The sequence below is a fragment of the Ruegeria sp. CI1 genome (genome assembly GCF_056536925.1).
The window spans coordinates 218390-232575 of sequence record NZ_JBQFQP010000003.1 but is presented as its reverse complement, the minus strand read 5'-3'; the positions used below and the strand labels follow the sequence as shown (position 1 = coordinate 232575).

The following is a 14186-nucleotide window of genomic DNA, read 5'->3' as shown; positions in this document are numbered from 1 at the left end:
ATATGCAAGGCAAAGCCCCAACACCAGACGGACAAGTCGCCGACGCGATCAAGGACAACTGGGTTGACACCCACGCCCCCGCCTTTACCCGGCCCTATCTCCGGTTGTCTCGCGCGGATCGTCCCATTGGAACGTGGCTGTTGCTGATCCCTTGCTGGTGGGGGGTGGCCCTTGCTGTTCTGGATGGTGGGGATCCCGAATGGACGGATTTGTGGATCGGCATCGGATGCGCCCTTGGAGCTTTTCTTATGCGCGGTGCGGGCTGCACTTGGAACGACATTACAGATCGGGATTTCGACGGCAAGGTGGAACGAACACGCTCGCGACCCATTCCCTCAGGGCAGGTCACGGTTCGAAAAGCGGTGATCTGGATGGTGGTACAGTGCCTGCTTGCCTTGATGATTCTTTTGACCTTCAACATGGCAGCAATTGCTATGGGTGTTCTTTCGCTGTTACCCGTCACAATCTATCCCTTTGCCAAACGCTTCACATGGTGGCCACAGGTGTTTCTTGGTCTGGCCTTCAACTGGGGCGCCCTGCTGGCCTGGGCCGCCCACAGTGGCACAGTGGGCTGGCCCGCTATTCTTCTGTATTTGGCCGGCATATCGTGGACCCTTTTTTATGACACGATATATGCGCATCAGGATACTGAAGACGACGAACTTATCGGCATCAAGTCTACAGCCCGCCTGTTTGGCACCGATACCGCGAAATGGTTGAAGTACTTTCTGATTGCCACCGTCAGCCTGATGGGATTGGCCGTGATCGAGGCGGCCCTGCCCGATGCGTCGATCATGGCAATGGTTCTTGCGATTGCGGGGCCTTGGGCGATGGGCTGGCATATGGCGTGGCAACTGCGAGGCCTCGATATCGAGAATAACGCCAAACTGCTGCAGCTTTTTCGCGCCAACCGCGACACCGGCCTTATTCCGCTGATCTTCTTCGGGATTGCACTGCTGCTGTGATTGCACCTTGGGCCGGGCGGCTGTAAGACTCCCGGCCAAAAGCATGACGAGATACCCGATCTGCATATGCGAGTTCCCTTTTCCCTCGTGGTCGCTCTGACATTTGTGATGGCGGCCGGACTGTGTCTGTTTGGCGCTAGCTTTGCCGTAACCGCTGTCGAGCAAAATTCCGAAGCGTCTATTCGGCGGGCGCTGGACCTGAAGGGGCATAACTGGGCGGAGGTTCAAGCCGACGGGTTACGAGTCATTTTGACTGGAACCGCCGCTGACGAAGGTGCCCGTTTCAATGCCCTAACGGTTGCGGGTGCCGAAGTTGACCCTTCCCGCGTCATCGACGAGTTGGATATTGCGCCGACCGCCGATCTGGCACCACCCAGATTTTCAGCGGAAATTCTGCGCAATGACAGCGGGATATCCGTTATTGGCCTGATCCCCGCAACCGAGGATCGCGAAGGACTCATTTCATCCCTGCAAGCCTTGGACCGGCAAGCACGGGTATCGGATTTGATGGAGACAGCGGACTATCCCAAGCCGAGGGGGTGGGACGATGCGCTTGCTTATGCCATTTCCGCGCTATCCCGGTTACCCCGCGCTAAGGTTTCTGCCAGCGGCGGGCTGGTCAAGGTCACGGCAATCGCGGACAGTCCCAAGGAAAAGGTGCGTCTAGAGCAGGAACTCACAAAGGCCGCACCGCCGAGCTTGCGCATCGGACTTGCGATTTCAGCCCCCCGCCCGGTTATCACCCCTTTCACTCTTCGTTATCTGATCGACGAATCAGGAGGGCGTTTCGACGCGTGTTCGGCACAAGACGAAACGGCAAGGGATCGCATTATCGCCGCCGCACATCGTGTTGGCCTTACCGGCAAGATCAACTGCACTATCGGTTTGGGGGTTCCGTCTCCGCGGTGGGCAAGCGCTGCAGAGCTCAGCATCGGCGCCCTGGCCGAGCTTGGACGTGGCAGCGTCACAATAGCGGACGCGGATATCACGCTGGTCGCACAGCAAGGAACGGATCAGTCGACGTTTGACAGGGTCGTCGGAGAGTTGGAGAACAGCTTGCCCGACGTGTTCGCACTGCACGCCGTTCTGCCCGAACCTGAAGTCAAAACTGCCGCCGAGGTATTGGAGTTTACTGCGACACGTAGCCCCGAGGGTTTGGTGCAACTGCGCGGACGCCTGGGAGACGAATTGCTGCGGGAGATGGTCGACAGTTATGCCAAGGCCGCATTCGGATCAGAAGCCGTACACATGGCCACTCGCGTCGTGCCTGATTTGCCCGCCGACTGGTCAGTCCGAGTTCTTGCCGGTCTCGACGCCTTGTCTCGCCTTCACAATGGATCTCTTTCGGTAACAGTGGAAACAGTCATCATCCGCGGCATGAGTCATGATGAAGAGGCAAAGGCAGACATATCACGGTTGCTATCCGACAAACTAGGCGAGGCTCAGGACTTCAAGCTGGACATCAGTTTTGAACCCCTGCCCGAACCCGAGGATGCATTGCCGGATCCGGAAGTGTGCGAAGCAGACATAGCCGTTATTCAGCAAGGCAACAAAATCACATTCGAACCCGGCTCTGCCACGGTGTCGACCGACTCCTTGGAAACGGTGAACCGAATTGCGAACATCCTGAGAGAATGCGGGCCAATCCGGATGGAAATTCAAGGCCACACCGACAGCCAGGGCCGCGAAGAGATGAACCAGAAACTTAGCCAAGCGCGCGCGCAGTCTATTCTCAACGAACTGCGCGCCCGGCGCGTGCCAACGTCGAGTTTCGCCGCGATCGGCTATGGCGAAAGCCAGCCGATCGGGGATAACGGGACCGAAGAAGGCCGCGAAGAGAATCGGCGGATCGATTTCAGGCTGGTTCGCCCTGAACCCGTGACCGAGCGTAAGACCGGGCTGGAGGCGGCGGAACAGGCAAAAGAGCGGCCGACCGGGAAACAGGCGGACAACACATCGCAAGAGCAGGCAGAGGATCAGTGACATGAACAGAACCGAATTCATTATCGCCACCGCGATCATCCTGTTCGTGGCGTTTTCACTGGGCTGGTTCACCAACTGGCTGGTTCACCGGCTGTCCCGCGTTCGCCAAAGCGACGTGGCTGATCTGGACCGTATGAGTCAGGAGCTGCACGAAGCGGAGGAAACCCGCGATCAGGCGATCACGTATCTTCAGCAGCGCGAAGCCGAATTAACCAACCAGTTAACACAGACAGAAGCTGAACTGTCCGCGGCGATGGATGGATTGCGAGCGGCACGGCAAGAAGCCGAAGAGTTAAGGGTACAATTGGCAGGTTAAGCACAAAGGCCAGTCTTACCCATGGAACAACCGAACTACCAACGGGTCAAGGCGTCTTCGTCTTCATCCTTGGCCGCAACCCAACTAGCGCCGCCAGCTGTGATTTCCTTTTTCCAGAACGGTGCCCGAGACTTCAGGTAATCCATCAAATACTCGGCAGCCTCGAAGGCATCCTTGCGATGGCGGGCCGCAGTGGCGACCATCATTATCCGGTCACCGGGTGCGAGCCGGCCATAACGATGGATCACTAGAACATCACCCAATGCCCAACGTTCTTTCGCTTCCTGAGCGATTTTCGACAAAGCTTTCTCGGTCATACCGGGGTAATGCTCGATCTCCATCACGGCGAGATCGTCCTCCGCAAGATCACGCACCACCCCTGTGAACGTCACGATGGCACCGTTTGCCGCTCCTCTGGCAGCGAAAGAACTGACTTCTGTCCCTAGATCGAAGGGTTCTTCCTGAACAGCTACGCGCACGGAAATCACCCTCCGGTCATGGGCGGAAAGAACGCAACCTCTCTGACGCCGGACAAAGAGGCATCAAAATCCGAAAGCTCCTGATCCAGAGCCACCCGAAGCGCCGAGAGGTCGGCAAAAGCCACTTCGTACCGGACCTCGCGCATCCGCAACTCATCGACCAATTCCGAAACAGTCGCCGCATTGGTTTCAACTCTTTCTTTCGGCAATCCGATGCGTTCGCGAACCCAGGCGAAATACAGAATGTCCATGTCTTACGTATCCTTCAGATGCGGCATAGCTTTACGTAGGTAATCATAGCCGGTGATCAACGTCAGACCGGCTGCAATCCACAGCAACCACAGACCAACACGCCCGGCCCAGACCATACCGTGGTATTTCCAGCGCAAGCCGTGAAGGTCTTCCACCTGCCCGGTCATGATCTGCTCGACCAACTGCTGATCCATCCCGAACGAGGACATCACCAGGTAGTGCTCGAATATCCCCTGACCGAACAAAACCGCGATGGCAATCATCTGTGATGTTGTCTTCCACTTGGCAAGCTTAGTCACCTTGAGCGTGCCTGAGACATCGCCAAGATACTCGCGCAAACCGGAAACGAAAACCTCGCGAAACAGGATGAACGTGGCAGGCAGCACCAACCAGGGTGTCCAATGTTCAGCGGAATACCCGACGATAATCATCAATGCGATGACTACCATTGCCTTATCGGCGATCGGGTCCATCATCGCACCCATCTTGGTTTCCTGTTTCCATGCCCGGGCCAAATATCCGTCGAACCAGTCGGTAACTGCGGCGGTCACGAATAGAATCAACGCGAACCAATCCGCATAAGGCCGGGTAAAGTACAAAAACATCACAGCCAGCCCGGGGGCAGCCAAAAGGCGCAGAACAGTCAGGATATTGGGCAAGTTCCATTTCATGCAGCGGACCCTACATCGGCGGTTACGGACAGAAAAGCCAAAGTGCCAAAAAACTCGACTTATCACAGAAGCTTGGTCAAAGCGCCGCAGTCTTGAAGTCTCTGAACGATACGGGTTGGCCTTTGCCAGTATTGCAGTCAGTTTGCGCGACAGAGCCAAGCCAGAAAGCGCATCATGACTACCCAAATCCGAACCGATGCCCGATCGAATTTGGCCGGCAGTCTTTGGATGATTGCCGCGATGGCGGGCTTTGCACTGGAAGACTCGCTGCTGAAGGCGGCCTTTGCCTCTTTGCCAATTTGGCAGGTTTTAGTACTGTTTGGTGCTGGCGGAGCCGTTGTTTTCGCGGGCGTGGCGCAGGTACGCAGGGTTCGTCTGTTTCAACCCGATGTGCTGTCACGCCCGATGAAGGTAAGGGGGGTGTTCGAAGTACTTGGCCGGTTGTTCTATTTTCTGGCCATCGCCCTGACACCCTTGTCCTCGGCTACCGTCATCTTGCAAGCCACGCCTCTTGTCGTGGTCGCGGGGGCGGCGCTGTTTTTTGGCGAAACCGTTCGCTGGCGACAGTGGAGCGCCATTATCGTCGGCATGATCGGTGTTATCCTTTTTTTGCAACCAACTGGTAACAGTTTTTCCGCCCTGTCGATTCTGGCAGTGCTGGGCATGCTGGGCTTTGCCGGACGCGATCTGGCCAGTCGCGCGGCCCCGACCAACTTGGGGGCTGAAGTTCTTGGATTTTATGGATTTCTTAGCATCATCGTTGCAGGTCTTGTCTATCGATTATGGGAAGTTGCGCCAATTGCACCGCTTAGCTTGCACACATGCCAGCATCTGAGCGGCGCGGTTCTGATGGGGGTAATAGCCTATACCGCACTGATGAAAGCGATGCGCACGGGCGAGGTTTCGGTCGTCACCCCGTTCCGCTACACGCGTTTGCTGTTCGGTATTGTTTTGGGCGTGATAATGTTCGGCGAAAGCCTGGATCGAAACATGTGGATCGGAAGCGCGCTGATCGTGACCTCGGGGCTTTATATACTGTGGCGCGGGCGGCGGGCCTAACCCTTGTCGTGGAAGAAATCATACACCTTTTGCGCCAACCCGGCTGATATCCCTTCGACCGCTTTAAGGTCTGCCAAATTTGCCCGGCTGACAGCCTTGGCACTGCCGAAATGAGTCAGAAGTGCCCGCTTGCGGGCCATACCCACACCGGGGATTTCGTCCAACGGGGTCGCGCCGACGGCTTTGGCCCGTTTGGCACGGTGGGTGCCGATAGCAAACCGGTGTGCTTCATCACGCAAGCGCTGGATGAAATACAGCACCGGGTCATTGCGTTTCAGCGCAAAAGGGCGCTGGCCAATGCGGTGGAACTCCTCTTTGCCGTGGTCGCGGTCTATTCCCTTTGCGACACCTACTATCGGAATATCCTCGACCCCGTGTTGGGACATTATCTCGTGCACAGCACCGACCTGTCCAGAACCACCGTCGATCAGAAGCAAATCCGGCCACAACCCTTTGTCCCGGTCCGGGTCTTCTTTGAGCAACCGGGAAAAGCGGCGGCCTAGAACTTCTTTCATCATTCCAAAATCGTCGCCCGGTGTCAGGTCGTCGCCACAGATATTGAATTTGCGATAGGCGTTTTTCATGAACCCATCCGGCCCGGCCACAATCATGCCGCCGACCGCGCTTGTGCCTTGAATATGTGAGTTGTCATAGACTTCGATCCGGTTCGGCGGCCCGTCCAGTTCAAACGCCTCGGCAATGCCGCGCAACAGCTTGGCTTGCGTAGCACTTTCGGACATGCGGCGGGCAAGAGACTCGCGCGCATTTCTTAGTGCACCGGTCACCAACTCATGCTTCTCGCCACGTTGGGGGACCAGGATTTCGACCTTGCGTCTAACTTTTCCCGTCAAGGCCTCCTGCATCAAGTCAGCGTTTTCAATTTCGTCGGACAGGATCAATTGCCGGGGCGGTTCCTTGTTGTCGTAAAACTGGCCAATGAAAGCCTCCATCACTTCGGCAGGCGAAACGTCCGGCCCAACACGCGGATAAAAGTCCTTGTTGCCCCAGTTCTGGTTGGCGCGGATAAAGAATACCTGAACACAAGCCTGCCCGCTTTCCATGTAGAGTCCGATGACATCCGCTTCGGTGACACCGCGAGGATTGATACCCTGACTCGTCTGCACCTGCGTCAGTGCCCGTATGCGGTCGCGCAAGCTGGCGGCGCGCTCAAATTCCATCGCCTCCGATGCTGCCATCATCTGTGCTGCCAAATCCTCTTGCACCTTGGTCGACCGACCGGACAAAAACCGTTCGGCATCCTTGACGCTTTCACGGTAGTCCGCTTCGGAGATCAGTCCAACACATGGTCCTGAACAACGTTTGATTTGGTAAAGCAGACAAGGTCGCGTACGGCTATCAAACATCGAATCCGAACAGTTGCGCAAAAGAAAGGCCTTTTGCAGCTGGTTCAGCGTGCGGTTCACGGCTCCCGCACTGGCAAAGGGACCAAAATAGGCGCCCTTTTCCTTCTTCGCGCCACGGTGTTTCTTGATCTGGGAAAAGGGGTGATCCTTGGCCACCAGAATATTGGGAAAGCTTTTGTCGTCGCGCAGCAGCACATTGTATTTGGGCTTAAGTTGCTTGATCAGGTTCTGTTCTAGCAGCAACGCTTCGGTTTCAGTCTTGGTAGTCAGAAACATCATCGAAGCGGTGGCCGCTATCATTCGCTCGATCCGCCCTGAATGACCCGGCCTGGTATAGTTCGAAACCCGTGCCCGCAAGTTCCGCGCCTTGCCGACATAAAGCACCCGACTGTCAGCATCGAGCATCCGATATACACCGGGTGAACTGTCCAGAGTTTTCATATATCCCTGAATACAGGCATAGCCTGTCTGTGGGATTGCAGGAATATCGTCGCCGTGGTGCGTCATTGCCTTGAACTATGATTCTCTGGCCATGGCTGCAATCTTGGAGCACCGATTTCAAGAGAAAACAAATCCACGATTTCTGTGGATAAGTGTGCCGATAACTTTTGGGGCATCGGGATTTTTCCTTGTTTACAGGTGCCTTCCTTGAGTTGCACAAAAAATAGGCATTATCATAACTGCTTGATTCTTCGATATATTTTTTTGATGGCCTGACAAGTATATGAAACAAAAGACATTTTTGTAACGTATCGGTAACGCTTTTGAGAGCGGTGCAAAACTTGCAGCGTATACTCGTTATTCGGGTCCCAGAACATCCGGTGTACGCCATCCCAAATGCTGTCCGCCGTCGACGCAAAGTAACTGCCCGGTGACTGCCGGGGCGTCCAGAAAATATCCCAACGCGGCGGTAATGTCAGACGGGTGCGCGCCCCGTTCCAAGATCGTATTCGCTCTTTGGGCAGAAAAATGTGCGTCGCTTTGCCGATGTCCCTGCAACGTGGGTCCGGGACCAATAGCATTCACACGGATGGCTGGCGTCAATGCTTGAGCCGCCGTGCGCGTCAAAGCCCAAAGCCCCATTTTGGCCAATGAGTAAGTCATGAACTCGGGCGTTGGTTTCCTTACCCGCATGTCGACCATGTTGACAATGAGACCCGACGCAACGGGTTCACCAAACTCATCCATTCTGTGGGCCAACCCTTGCCTCGCCATCGCCTGCGTCAGAACAAACGGCGCGCGCAGATTGCTGTCCATGTGACGATCCCAACTCTGCCGAGTCGCGGTATGAATGTTGTCGTATTCAAAGATAGATGCGTTATTGACAAGACAGGTGATCGGCCCTCCCAGTGCTTCTGCTGCACGAGGCAACAAGGCCACTGTCTGTACCTCATCCAAAAGATCCGCCTGCAAGCTGATTGCTGTGCGCCCTTTGGCCGATATTGCTCGCACGGTGTCCTCCGCTTGCTCTTGCGAGCTCGCATAGTGGACGACGACATCGAAACCGCGATCAGCAAGGTACAGGGCCATGGCACGGCCCAAACGCAGTCCGGCGCCAGTCACGAGAGCTCGGGTCATGCAAATCTCCCAGTTGCTGAGACGTCAGGTCAGTACGGCAACCACATAAATCCCGTAGAGCCCCGTCAGCGCAAGCCCCCAAAAACGGGTGATGTTCTGTTGGAGAAACACAAAGGGGATCAACAAAAGCGATGCCCCCAGCATGACCCACAGGTCGAATTCCAGAAACTCCGGATCAACCTCGATGTTTCCAAACAGAGTGGCAATCCCGACAATGGCCAACAGGTTGAACATGTTCGAACCAATCACGTTGCCAAGTGCTACGTCGGCCTGACGCCTGAGGGCTGCCATGACAGTCGTCGCCAGTTCAGGCAAAGAAGTGCCAACAGCAATCAAAGTCAGGCCGATCACGGTTTCGCTGACACCGTAGGTTCGGGCGATGATGGCGGCATTGTCCACCAACAGATGCGCCCCCATCGGCAAACCAATCAATCCAAGGATCAAGTAAACAGCGACGCGCCAATACGGCATGTCCGGATCAGCTTCTTCCAGCGTTTCAAGACCTTCCTCGTCCGCACAAGCGCCGTTGCAAGCCTTGCGGTGCGCATGCGCCTGCCGAAAGGCGTTCATCAGGATCAAGAACAATCCCACCAACAGGATGGCCCCACTAGCCAGCGTGAACGTACCGCAGAATGCCAGCGCAATGAACAGTACGGACGCGATCAGCATGAACACATAGTTCCGCCGCGTATTGCACTCGCTAGTGTGAAGGGTGGCAAGCATAGCGGGTATGCCCAGAACCAGCAGGATATTGGCTGTATTCGAACCGACGACGTTGCCTAGTGCAATACCCGGTGCATTTTCCTGCACCGCCTTGATCGCAATCAGGAGTTCCGGCGCAGAAGTCCCGAACGCGACGATGGTCAGGCTCACGATCAACGCGGGAACTCCAAGGCGCAAACTGAGATTTACCGCTCCCCGAACCAGCGCATCGCCAGCCAGCAACAGAATCAACAGGCCCAGCGCTGATAATACCCATGCGGTCATGTCCGCCCCCCTTTTTCGCAGGCACAGGGACCCTTGCCGATCCGAAAACGTCCACAGCGCTTGCACCGCGCTGACGCCAACCGCTTTTGCCCGGGAAACCTGAGTTTTCCGAACATCGCCAGAACGGCCATGCCAATGAGAAAAAGGGTGACAGCCTTGATGATCACGTCAAAGCCCGAAACGCGCGTAGGCTGCGCGTTCCTCTACGCCAGCGATAGCATCCTGCGCCACCTGTGCCCCAAACCGCGTCCAGATCGGGCGGCGCACGCCATAGCGTCGAAACTTGACCTTCTGGCCAAATCGTTCCTGCATCTTGGGCTTCAGATGACCAATCCCGTCGATCAGGCCAAGTTCTGTCGCTCGCTTGGCCAACCAGACCTCACCGGTGAACAAGTCCTCGCCCCGGTTTAATTTGTCTCCGCGGCGATTTCGAACATGAGCGATGAAATTGGCATGAATGTCTTCGAGAAGGACATTGAGTCGTTCGACATCATCCTTTTTTTCCGGCGCGAAAGGATCCAGCATCGATTTGGACTTTCCTGCGGTGTGCACGCGACGTTCAATCCCCTGTCGCGCCAGAAATACATGCGCTCCGAACCCGGCGGAAATCACGCCGATGGACCCCAGAACCGAGCTGTCATCAGCCCAGATTTCATCCGCCGCGACAGCGAGCCAATAACCGCCCGAGGCTGCCACATCCTCGACAAAGGCGAAAACCGGGATTTTCAGTTCTTCACTCAAACGCCGGATGCGGGCACCGATCAGCGAGCTTTGCACCGGCGAACCACCCGGCGAGTTGATCTCCAGTGCCACCGCAACGGGTTTACCCTTGCGAAATGCCTTCTCCAGCACTGGTGTCAGCGCATTGTCATTCAGCGACGCACGCCCGGCCATCCCGATGGCACCGGACAAACGGACCACGGCCACAACTGGCGGTTTTTTTAGAAACGGCAGGCGAAAGTTCATGGATGCCGATGTAGAGTGCGGCCAAGCCGTAAACAAGACGCCCCACGTGACAGAAGCGAAACGTGAACCAAATTCAAACAATCGGAGGGCAAAAATGCAACGCCCCCGTGCGATTTCAGCTACGAAGACGCCAACCTGTTTTGAAGATCCACCAGATGATTCCAAGGCAAATTCCGGTAAACACGACTATGGCCAGCAGGCTGAACCCGATGGGTACATCGGCCAATCCATAGAACGACCACCGAAATCCCGAGATCAGATAAACCACCGGGTTGAAGAGTGTAATCGTCTGCCAGACCGGAGGAAGCATAGAAATGGAATAAAACGTGCCGCCAAGAAAAATCAACGGCGTCACCACCAATTGCGGGATAAGAGACATCTGTTCGAAGTTACTTGCCCAGATGCCAACGATAAACCCGAGCAGCGCAAAGCTGAGGCACGACAAAATCAGGAACGCAGCCATGGCCAAGGGATGCTCTACCCGGATATCGACAAAGAAGGTCGATGTGACCAGAATCACCAGCCCGACAAACAACGCCTTTGTCGCGGCCGCTCCGACATAGCCGATAACGATTTCCAAGAAGTTCACGGGCGCGGACAGCAATTCATAAATCGTTCCAAGGAATTTGGGAAAGTAGATGCCAAACGACGCGTTCGAAATCGACAACATGACAACTGATAGCATGATCAGACCAGGAACAATGAACGCACCATAGGAGACGCCTTCGACTTCCTGAATGCGACTGCCGATAGCTGTTCCAAAAACCACAAAATAGAGCGATGTGGAAATCACCGGCGACAAAAAGCTTTGCGCCAGCGTGCGAAAGAAACGTGCCATCTCGAAGCGGTAGATCGCAGCGATTGCGGCCCAGTTCATTGCATGTCCCCCGACACCAGATTGACAAAGATTTCTTCCAGGCTGGATTGTCGTGTCTGCACATCTCTCAGAACAAGTCCCGCCTCTGCAACGTCGTTCAGCAACGTAGTGATACCGGTCCGCTCGGCATGGGTATCATACGTATAGACCAGCGCTTCGCCATTCCCGCTTAGTGACAGTTTGTGATGGCTAAGACTTTCGGGAACCGCAGTGATCGGCTCAGTCAGCATCACCTCAATCTGCTTTTGGCCCATCTGCGCCATAAGGGTGCTCTTGTCCTGCACCAACAGCAACTCGCCTTTGTTGATGACGCCTACCCTGTCGGCGATTGCCTCGGCCTCTTCGATATAATGTGTGGTCAGGATGATGGTGACGCCGCTCTGCTTCAGTTCAGCTACGATATCCCACATGTCCTTGCGCAGTTCCACATCCACGCCTGCGGTAGGTTCGTCCAGAAAAAGGACACGCGGCTCATGCGCCAGCGCCTTGGCAATAAGCACCCTTCGTTTCATGCCGCCGGACAGTTCCTTGATAGCGTTCTTGCGCTTGTCCCAAAGCGAGAGTTTGCGCAGGATACCCTCGATCTTTGCATCATCCATCCGATGCCCGAACAGCCCGCGCGAGAACCGGACCGTGTTCCAGACCTTTTCGAACGGTTCAAGCGCAATCTCTTGCGGAACCAGGCCAATCATTCGACGGGCCGATCGAAAATCGTTCTGAATGTCATAACCACCAACAGTCACAGTTCCCGACGATGGGGTAGTGATGCCGCAAATCGTGGAAATCAATGTGGTTTTGCCAGCGCCATTTGGCCCGAGCAAGGCAAGAATCTCACCTTCCTCGATGTCGAGCGTGACGCCTTTCAACGCCTCAAAACCGTCAGCATAAGACTTGCGCAGGTTCTTGATGGACAAAATGGTCGACATGCCTGTTCCCCGTTCTGCCGGAGACCCTATCGCGCGCCGGGCTGACAGAACAGGCCATTTGCGCACAGAAGCTTGCGCGATTGCGCAAATTCAGGACGAACCTGTCAGCTTACCAAGCCAGCCTTTCTTTTTGGCAGGCTCGTCTAACTCTTCCACCAGTTCAGCCGGGCCTTCGAGATGTGCCTGAAGGTTCTCGAAAAACTGATCCGCCATTTTCTTGGCAAACCCGTCGATCAGTCGGCTTCCCAACTGTGCAAGCTTTCCTCCAACCTTTGCATCGACATCATAGGACAACACAGTGCCACCACCATCGGCCGGAGCCAATGTCACCGCCGCCTCGCCCTTTGCGAAACCGGCAGCACCTCCCTTTCCTTCCCCGGCGATGGTAAGACGCTCGTTTTTCAACATGCCGGACATGGTCACGGTGCCTTTGAAGGTTGCCTTGACCGGACCAACCTTTTGAACAACGGTCGCTTCATAACCGTCCTCCGGGTTTCCGGTGACCTCTTGCGCGCCAGACACGCATTCTTTGAGAACGTCAGGGTCCAGTAACGCTGCATAAACTTCCGCAGGTGCCGCCTGGATCTCCCGAGTATCACTCATGTGCATGCCTGCACCTCCTCTGCCGTCGTGCGTATCCGGTCAAAACCTTGCGCCAGAAGGCAGACCTGCGCAACAGGTACAATTCCGATATTGAGATTGGGAACTCCAAAGTCTTAATGATAGCGGTGTTTCTGCTTGGCAAAACATCAAGTCGTTCGCTGGGAGAGCCTACCGTGTCACATGTACAACAAAACCGGTCAGCCGCCGGTATCGCCTTTATCATTTGTGGCATGTTTGCGATTTCTGTCAACGACATGCTGATCAAGCAGTTTTCTGGCGATTATCCCTTGCACGAGATAGTGTTCCTGAGGTCGTCGATCGGCATGGTTCTATCGCTAGCGCTGGTATATTTCGAAGGTGGCGTCGGAATTTTGCGAACACGCCATCCATTTTTGCATACCGTGCGATGTCTTTTGGTCGTGATATCAAACATGACCTTCTTTGTTGCACTCGCCGCAGCACCGCTTGCCGATGCGACAGCGCTATTCTTTGCTGCGCCACTGTTCATTACCGTCCTTTCTATCCCGGTCCTTGGCGAGAAAGTCGGTCCGTTGCGGATCGGCGCAGTCGTCGTCGGATTTGTTGGCGTCGTCGTCATGCAACGGCCTTGGCAAGGTAGCGACACGATGGATGCAAATCGGCTTGTATTGATGCTGCCGGTTCTTTCAGCGCTTGCCTATGCATTGAACCAACTCATGACACGAAAACTCGGCGCAACGACGTCGGCCTCGGCGCTGGCAACCTATATCCAAGGCATGTTCATCCTCGTCTCCGTTGGCTTCTATCTGGTTGCAGGTGATGGGCGCTTCGTAGCGGGGACAGACAACCCCAGTCTAAGTTTTCTTTTGCGTGCCTGGGTATGGCCTGCGAACGAAGATTGGGTTTTTGTGATTTGGCTTGGCTTGAACTCGGGAATCGTTGCCTATTGCCTGGCCCAAGCCTATCGGGTTGCCGACGCAGCAACTGTCGCCCCATTTGAATATGTCGGCCTGCCGATGGCCGTATTCTGGGGCTGGTTAATCTGGGGACAATTGCCGGGGACAGTGGTTTGGCTGGGCATGTCGATGATCATAGGGGCCGGGCTGTTCGTCTTTTTGCGCGAACGCCAAAAAGCGAAAGAAATTGCGCGCACCGAAATCAAAGCCCGATATTGATCTGTG

15 protein-coding genes are annotated in these 14186 nt (G+C 55.4%); 5 read left to right on the top strand and 10 right to left on the bottom strand.

The window, feature by feature from the left end; all coding sequences use genetic code 11:
* The first annotated feature begins 2 nt into the window (after positions 1–2).
* The 3 genes from ubiA (at position 3) to ACR0LZ_RS04890 (ending at position 3264) form a co-directional block, all read left to right on the top strand.
* A complete protein-coding gene (gene ubiA / locus ACR0LZ_RS04900) occupies positions 3–965 on the top strand; it encodes a 4-hydroxybenzoate octaprenyltransferase (protein ID WP_480748653.1) in 963 nt (320 codons plus the stop codon).
* Between the two features lie 66 nt (positions 966–1031).
* Positions 1032–2948, top strand: coding sequence for an OmpA family protein (locus tag ACR0LZ_RS04895; RefSeq protein WP_480748652.1), 1917 nt, complete (start codon positions 1032–1034; stop codon positions 2946–2948).
* 1 nt (position 2949) lies between these two features.
* On the top strand, positions 2950–3264 hold the full coding sequence (locus ACR0LZ_RS04890; RefSeq protein WP_480748651.1) for a hypothetical protein: 315 nt from the start codon (positions 2950–2952) through the stop codon (positions 3262–3264).
* 35 nt (positions 3265–3299) lie between these two features.
* On the opposite strand, the gene ACR0LZ_RS04885 is transcribed toward ACR0LZ_RS04890, so the two are convergent.
* From ACR0LZ_RS04885 to pgsA, 3 genes are read right to left on the bottom strand one after another with little or no spacing between them, the layout of a single operon-like run.
* Positions 3300–3743, bottom strand: a complete 444-nt coding sequence (locus ACR0LZ_RS04885; protein ID WP_480748650.1) for a molybdenum cofactor biosynthesis protein MoaE — start codon at positions 3741–3743, stop codon at positions 3300–3302.
* Between the two features lie 5 nt (positions 3744–3748).
* Positions 3749–3994, bottom strand: coding sequence for a molybdopterin converting factor subunit 1 (gene moaD, locus ACR0LZ_RS04880; protein ID WP_480748649.1), 246 nt, complete (start codon positions 3992–3994; stop codon positions 3749–3751).
* Between the two features lie 3 nt (positions 3995–3997).
* Positions 3998–4666 (bottom strand): CDP-diacylglycerol--glycerol-3-phosphate 3-phosphatidyltransferase, encoded by a 669-nt coding sequence (gene pgsA, locus ACR0LZ_RS04875; RefSeq protein ID WP_480748648.1) that lies wholly within the window; start codon positions 4664–4666, stop codon positions 3998–4000.
* 174 nt (positions 4667–4840) lie between these two features.
* Here pgsA and ACR0LZ_RS04870 point away from each other — a divergent pair, with 174 nt between their 5' ends.
* Entirely contained in the window at positions 4841–5725 is an 885-nt protein-coding gene (locus ACR0LZ_RS04870) for a DMT family transporter (RefSeq protein ID WP_480748647.1), read from the top strand.
* Here the strand turns inward: ACR0LZ_RS04870 and uvrC are convergent.
* The 7 genes from uvrC to ACR0LZ_RS04835 form a co-directional block, all read right to left on the bottom strand.
* Positions 5722–7596, bottom strand: a complete 1875-nt coding sequence (gene uvrC / locus ACR0LZ_RS04865) for an excinuclease ABC subunit UvrC (protein WP_480748646.1) — start codon at positions 7594–7596, stop codon at positions 5722–5724. The genes ACR0LZ_RS04870 and uvrC overlap by 4 nt on opposite strands.
* A 291-nt stretch (positions 7597–7887) precedes the next feature.
* Complete coding sequence (locus ACR0LZ_RS04860; protein WP_480748645.1) at positions 7888–8667, bottom strand: SDR family oxidoreductase; 780 nt, start codon at positions 8665–8667, stop codon at positions 7888–7890.
* 24 nt (positions 8668–8691) lie between these two features.
* Complete coding sequence (locus tag ACR0LZ_RS04855; protein WP_480748644.1) at positions 8692–9654, bottom strand: calcium/sodium antiporter; 963 nt, start codon at positions 9652–9654, stop codon at positions 8692–8694.
* Positions 9655–9822: 168 nt separating this feature from the next.
* Positions 9823–10620, bottom strand: coding sequence for a S49 family peptidase (locus ACR0LZ_RS04850; protein ID WP_480748643.1), 798 nt, complete (start codon positions 10618–10620; stop codon positions 9823–9825).
* 115 nt (positions 10621–10735) lie between these two features.
* Complete coding sequence (locus tag ACR0LZ_RS04845; RefSeq protein WP_480748642.1) at positions 10736–11497, bottom strand: ABC transporter permease; 762 nt, start codon at positions 11495–11497, stop codon at positions 10736–10738.
* Positions 11494–12423: an ABC transporter ATP-binding protein gene (locus ACR0LZ_RS04840; RefSeq protein WP_480748641.1), complete on the bottom strand. Its 930-nt coding sequence runs from the start codon at positions 12421–12423 to the stop codon at positions 11494–11496. Before ACR0LZ_RS04840 ends, ACR0LZ_RS04845 begins: the two co-directional genes overlap by 4 nt.
* 90 nt (positions 12424–12513) lie before the next feature.
* A complete protein-coding gene (locus tag ACR0LZ_RS04835; protein WP_480748640.1) occupies positions 12514–13032 on the bottom strand; it encodes an SRPBCC family protein in 519 nt (172 codons plus the stop codon).
* Positions 13033–13199: 167 nt separating this feature from the next.
* Here ACR0LZ_RS04835 and ACR0LZ_RS04830 point away from each other — a divergent pair, with 167 nt between their 5' ends.
* On the top strand, positions 13200–14180 hold the full coding sequence (locus ACR0LZ_RS04830; protein WP_480748639.1) for a DMT family transporter: 981 nt from the start codon (positions 13200–13202) through the stop codon (positions 14178–14180).
* Positions 14181–14186: the final 6 nt, after the last annotated feature.

Excerpts from the sequence above, each read along its gene's own strand:
- ubiA (WP_480748653.1), top strand. The coding sequence starts at position 3 with ATGCAAGGCAAAGCCCCAACACCAGACGGACAAGTCGCCGACGCGATC.
- ACR0LZ_RS04895 (WP_480748652.1), top strand. The coding sequence starts at position 1,032 with ATGCGAGTTCCCTTTTCCCTCGTGGTCGCTCTGACATTTGTGATGGCG.
- ACR0LZ_RS04890 (WP_480748651.1), top strand. The coding sequence starts at position 2,950 with ATGAACAGAACCGAATTCATTATCGCCACCGCGATCATCCTGTTCGTG.
- moaD (WP_480748649.1), bottom strand. The coding sequence starts at position 3,994 with ATGGACATTCTGTATTTCGCCTGGGTTCGCGAACGCATCGGATTGCCG.
- pgsA (WP_480748648.1), bottom strand. The coding sequence starts at position 4,666 with ATGAAATGGAACTTGCCCAATATCCTGACTGTTCTGCGCCTTTTGGCT.
- ACR0LZ_RS04870 (WP_480748647.1), top strand. The coding sequence starts at position 4,841 with ATGACTACCCAAATCCGAACCGATGCCCGATCGAATTTGGCCGGCAGT.
- uvrC (WP_480748646.1), bottom strand. The coding sequence starts at position 7,596 with ATGACGCACCACGGCGACGATATTCCTGCAATCCCACAGACAGGCTAT.
- ACR0LZ_RS04860 (WP_480748645.1), bottom strand. The coding sequence starts at position 8,667 with ATGACCCGAGCTCTCGTGACTGGCGCCGGACTGCGTTTGGGCCGTGCC.
- ACR0LZ_RS04855 (WP_480748644.1), bottom strand. The coding sequence starts at position 9,654 with ATGACCGCATGGGTATTATCAGCGCTGGGCCTGTTGATTCTGTTGCTG.
- ACR0LZ_RS04850 (WP_480748643.1), bottom strand. The coding sequence starts at position 10,620 with ATGAACTTTCGCCTGCCGTTTCTAAAAAAACCGCCAGTTGTGGCCGTG.
- ACR0LZ_RS04845 (WP_480748642.1), bottom strand. The coding sequence starts at position 11,497 with ATGAACTGGGCCGCAATCGCTGCGATCTACCGCTTCGAGATGGCACGT.
- ACR0LZ_RS04840 (WP_480748641.1), bottom strand. The coding sequence starts at position 12,423 with ATGTCGACCATTTTGTCCATCAAGAACCTGCGCAAGTCTTATGCTGAC.
- ACR0LZ_RS04835 (WP_480748640.1), bottom strand. The coding sequence starts at position 13,032 with ATGCACATGAGTGATACTCGGGAGATCCAGGCGGCACCTGCGGAAGTT.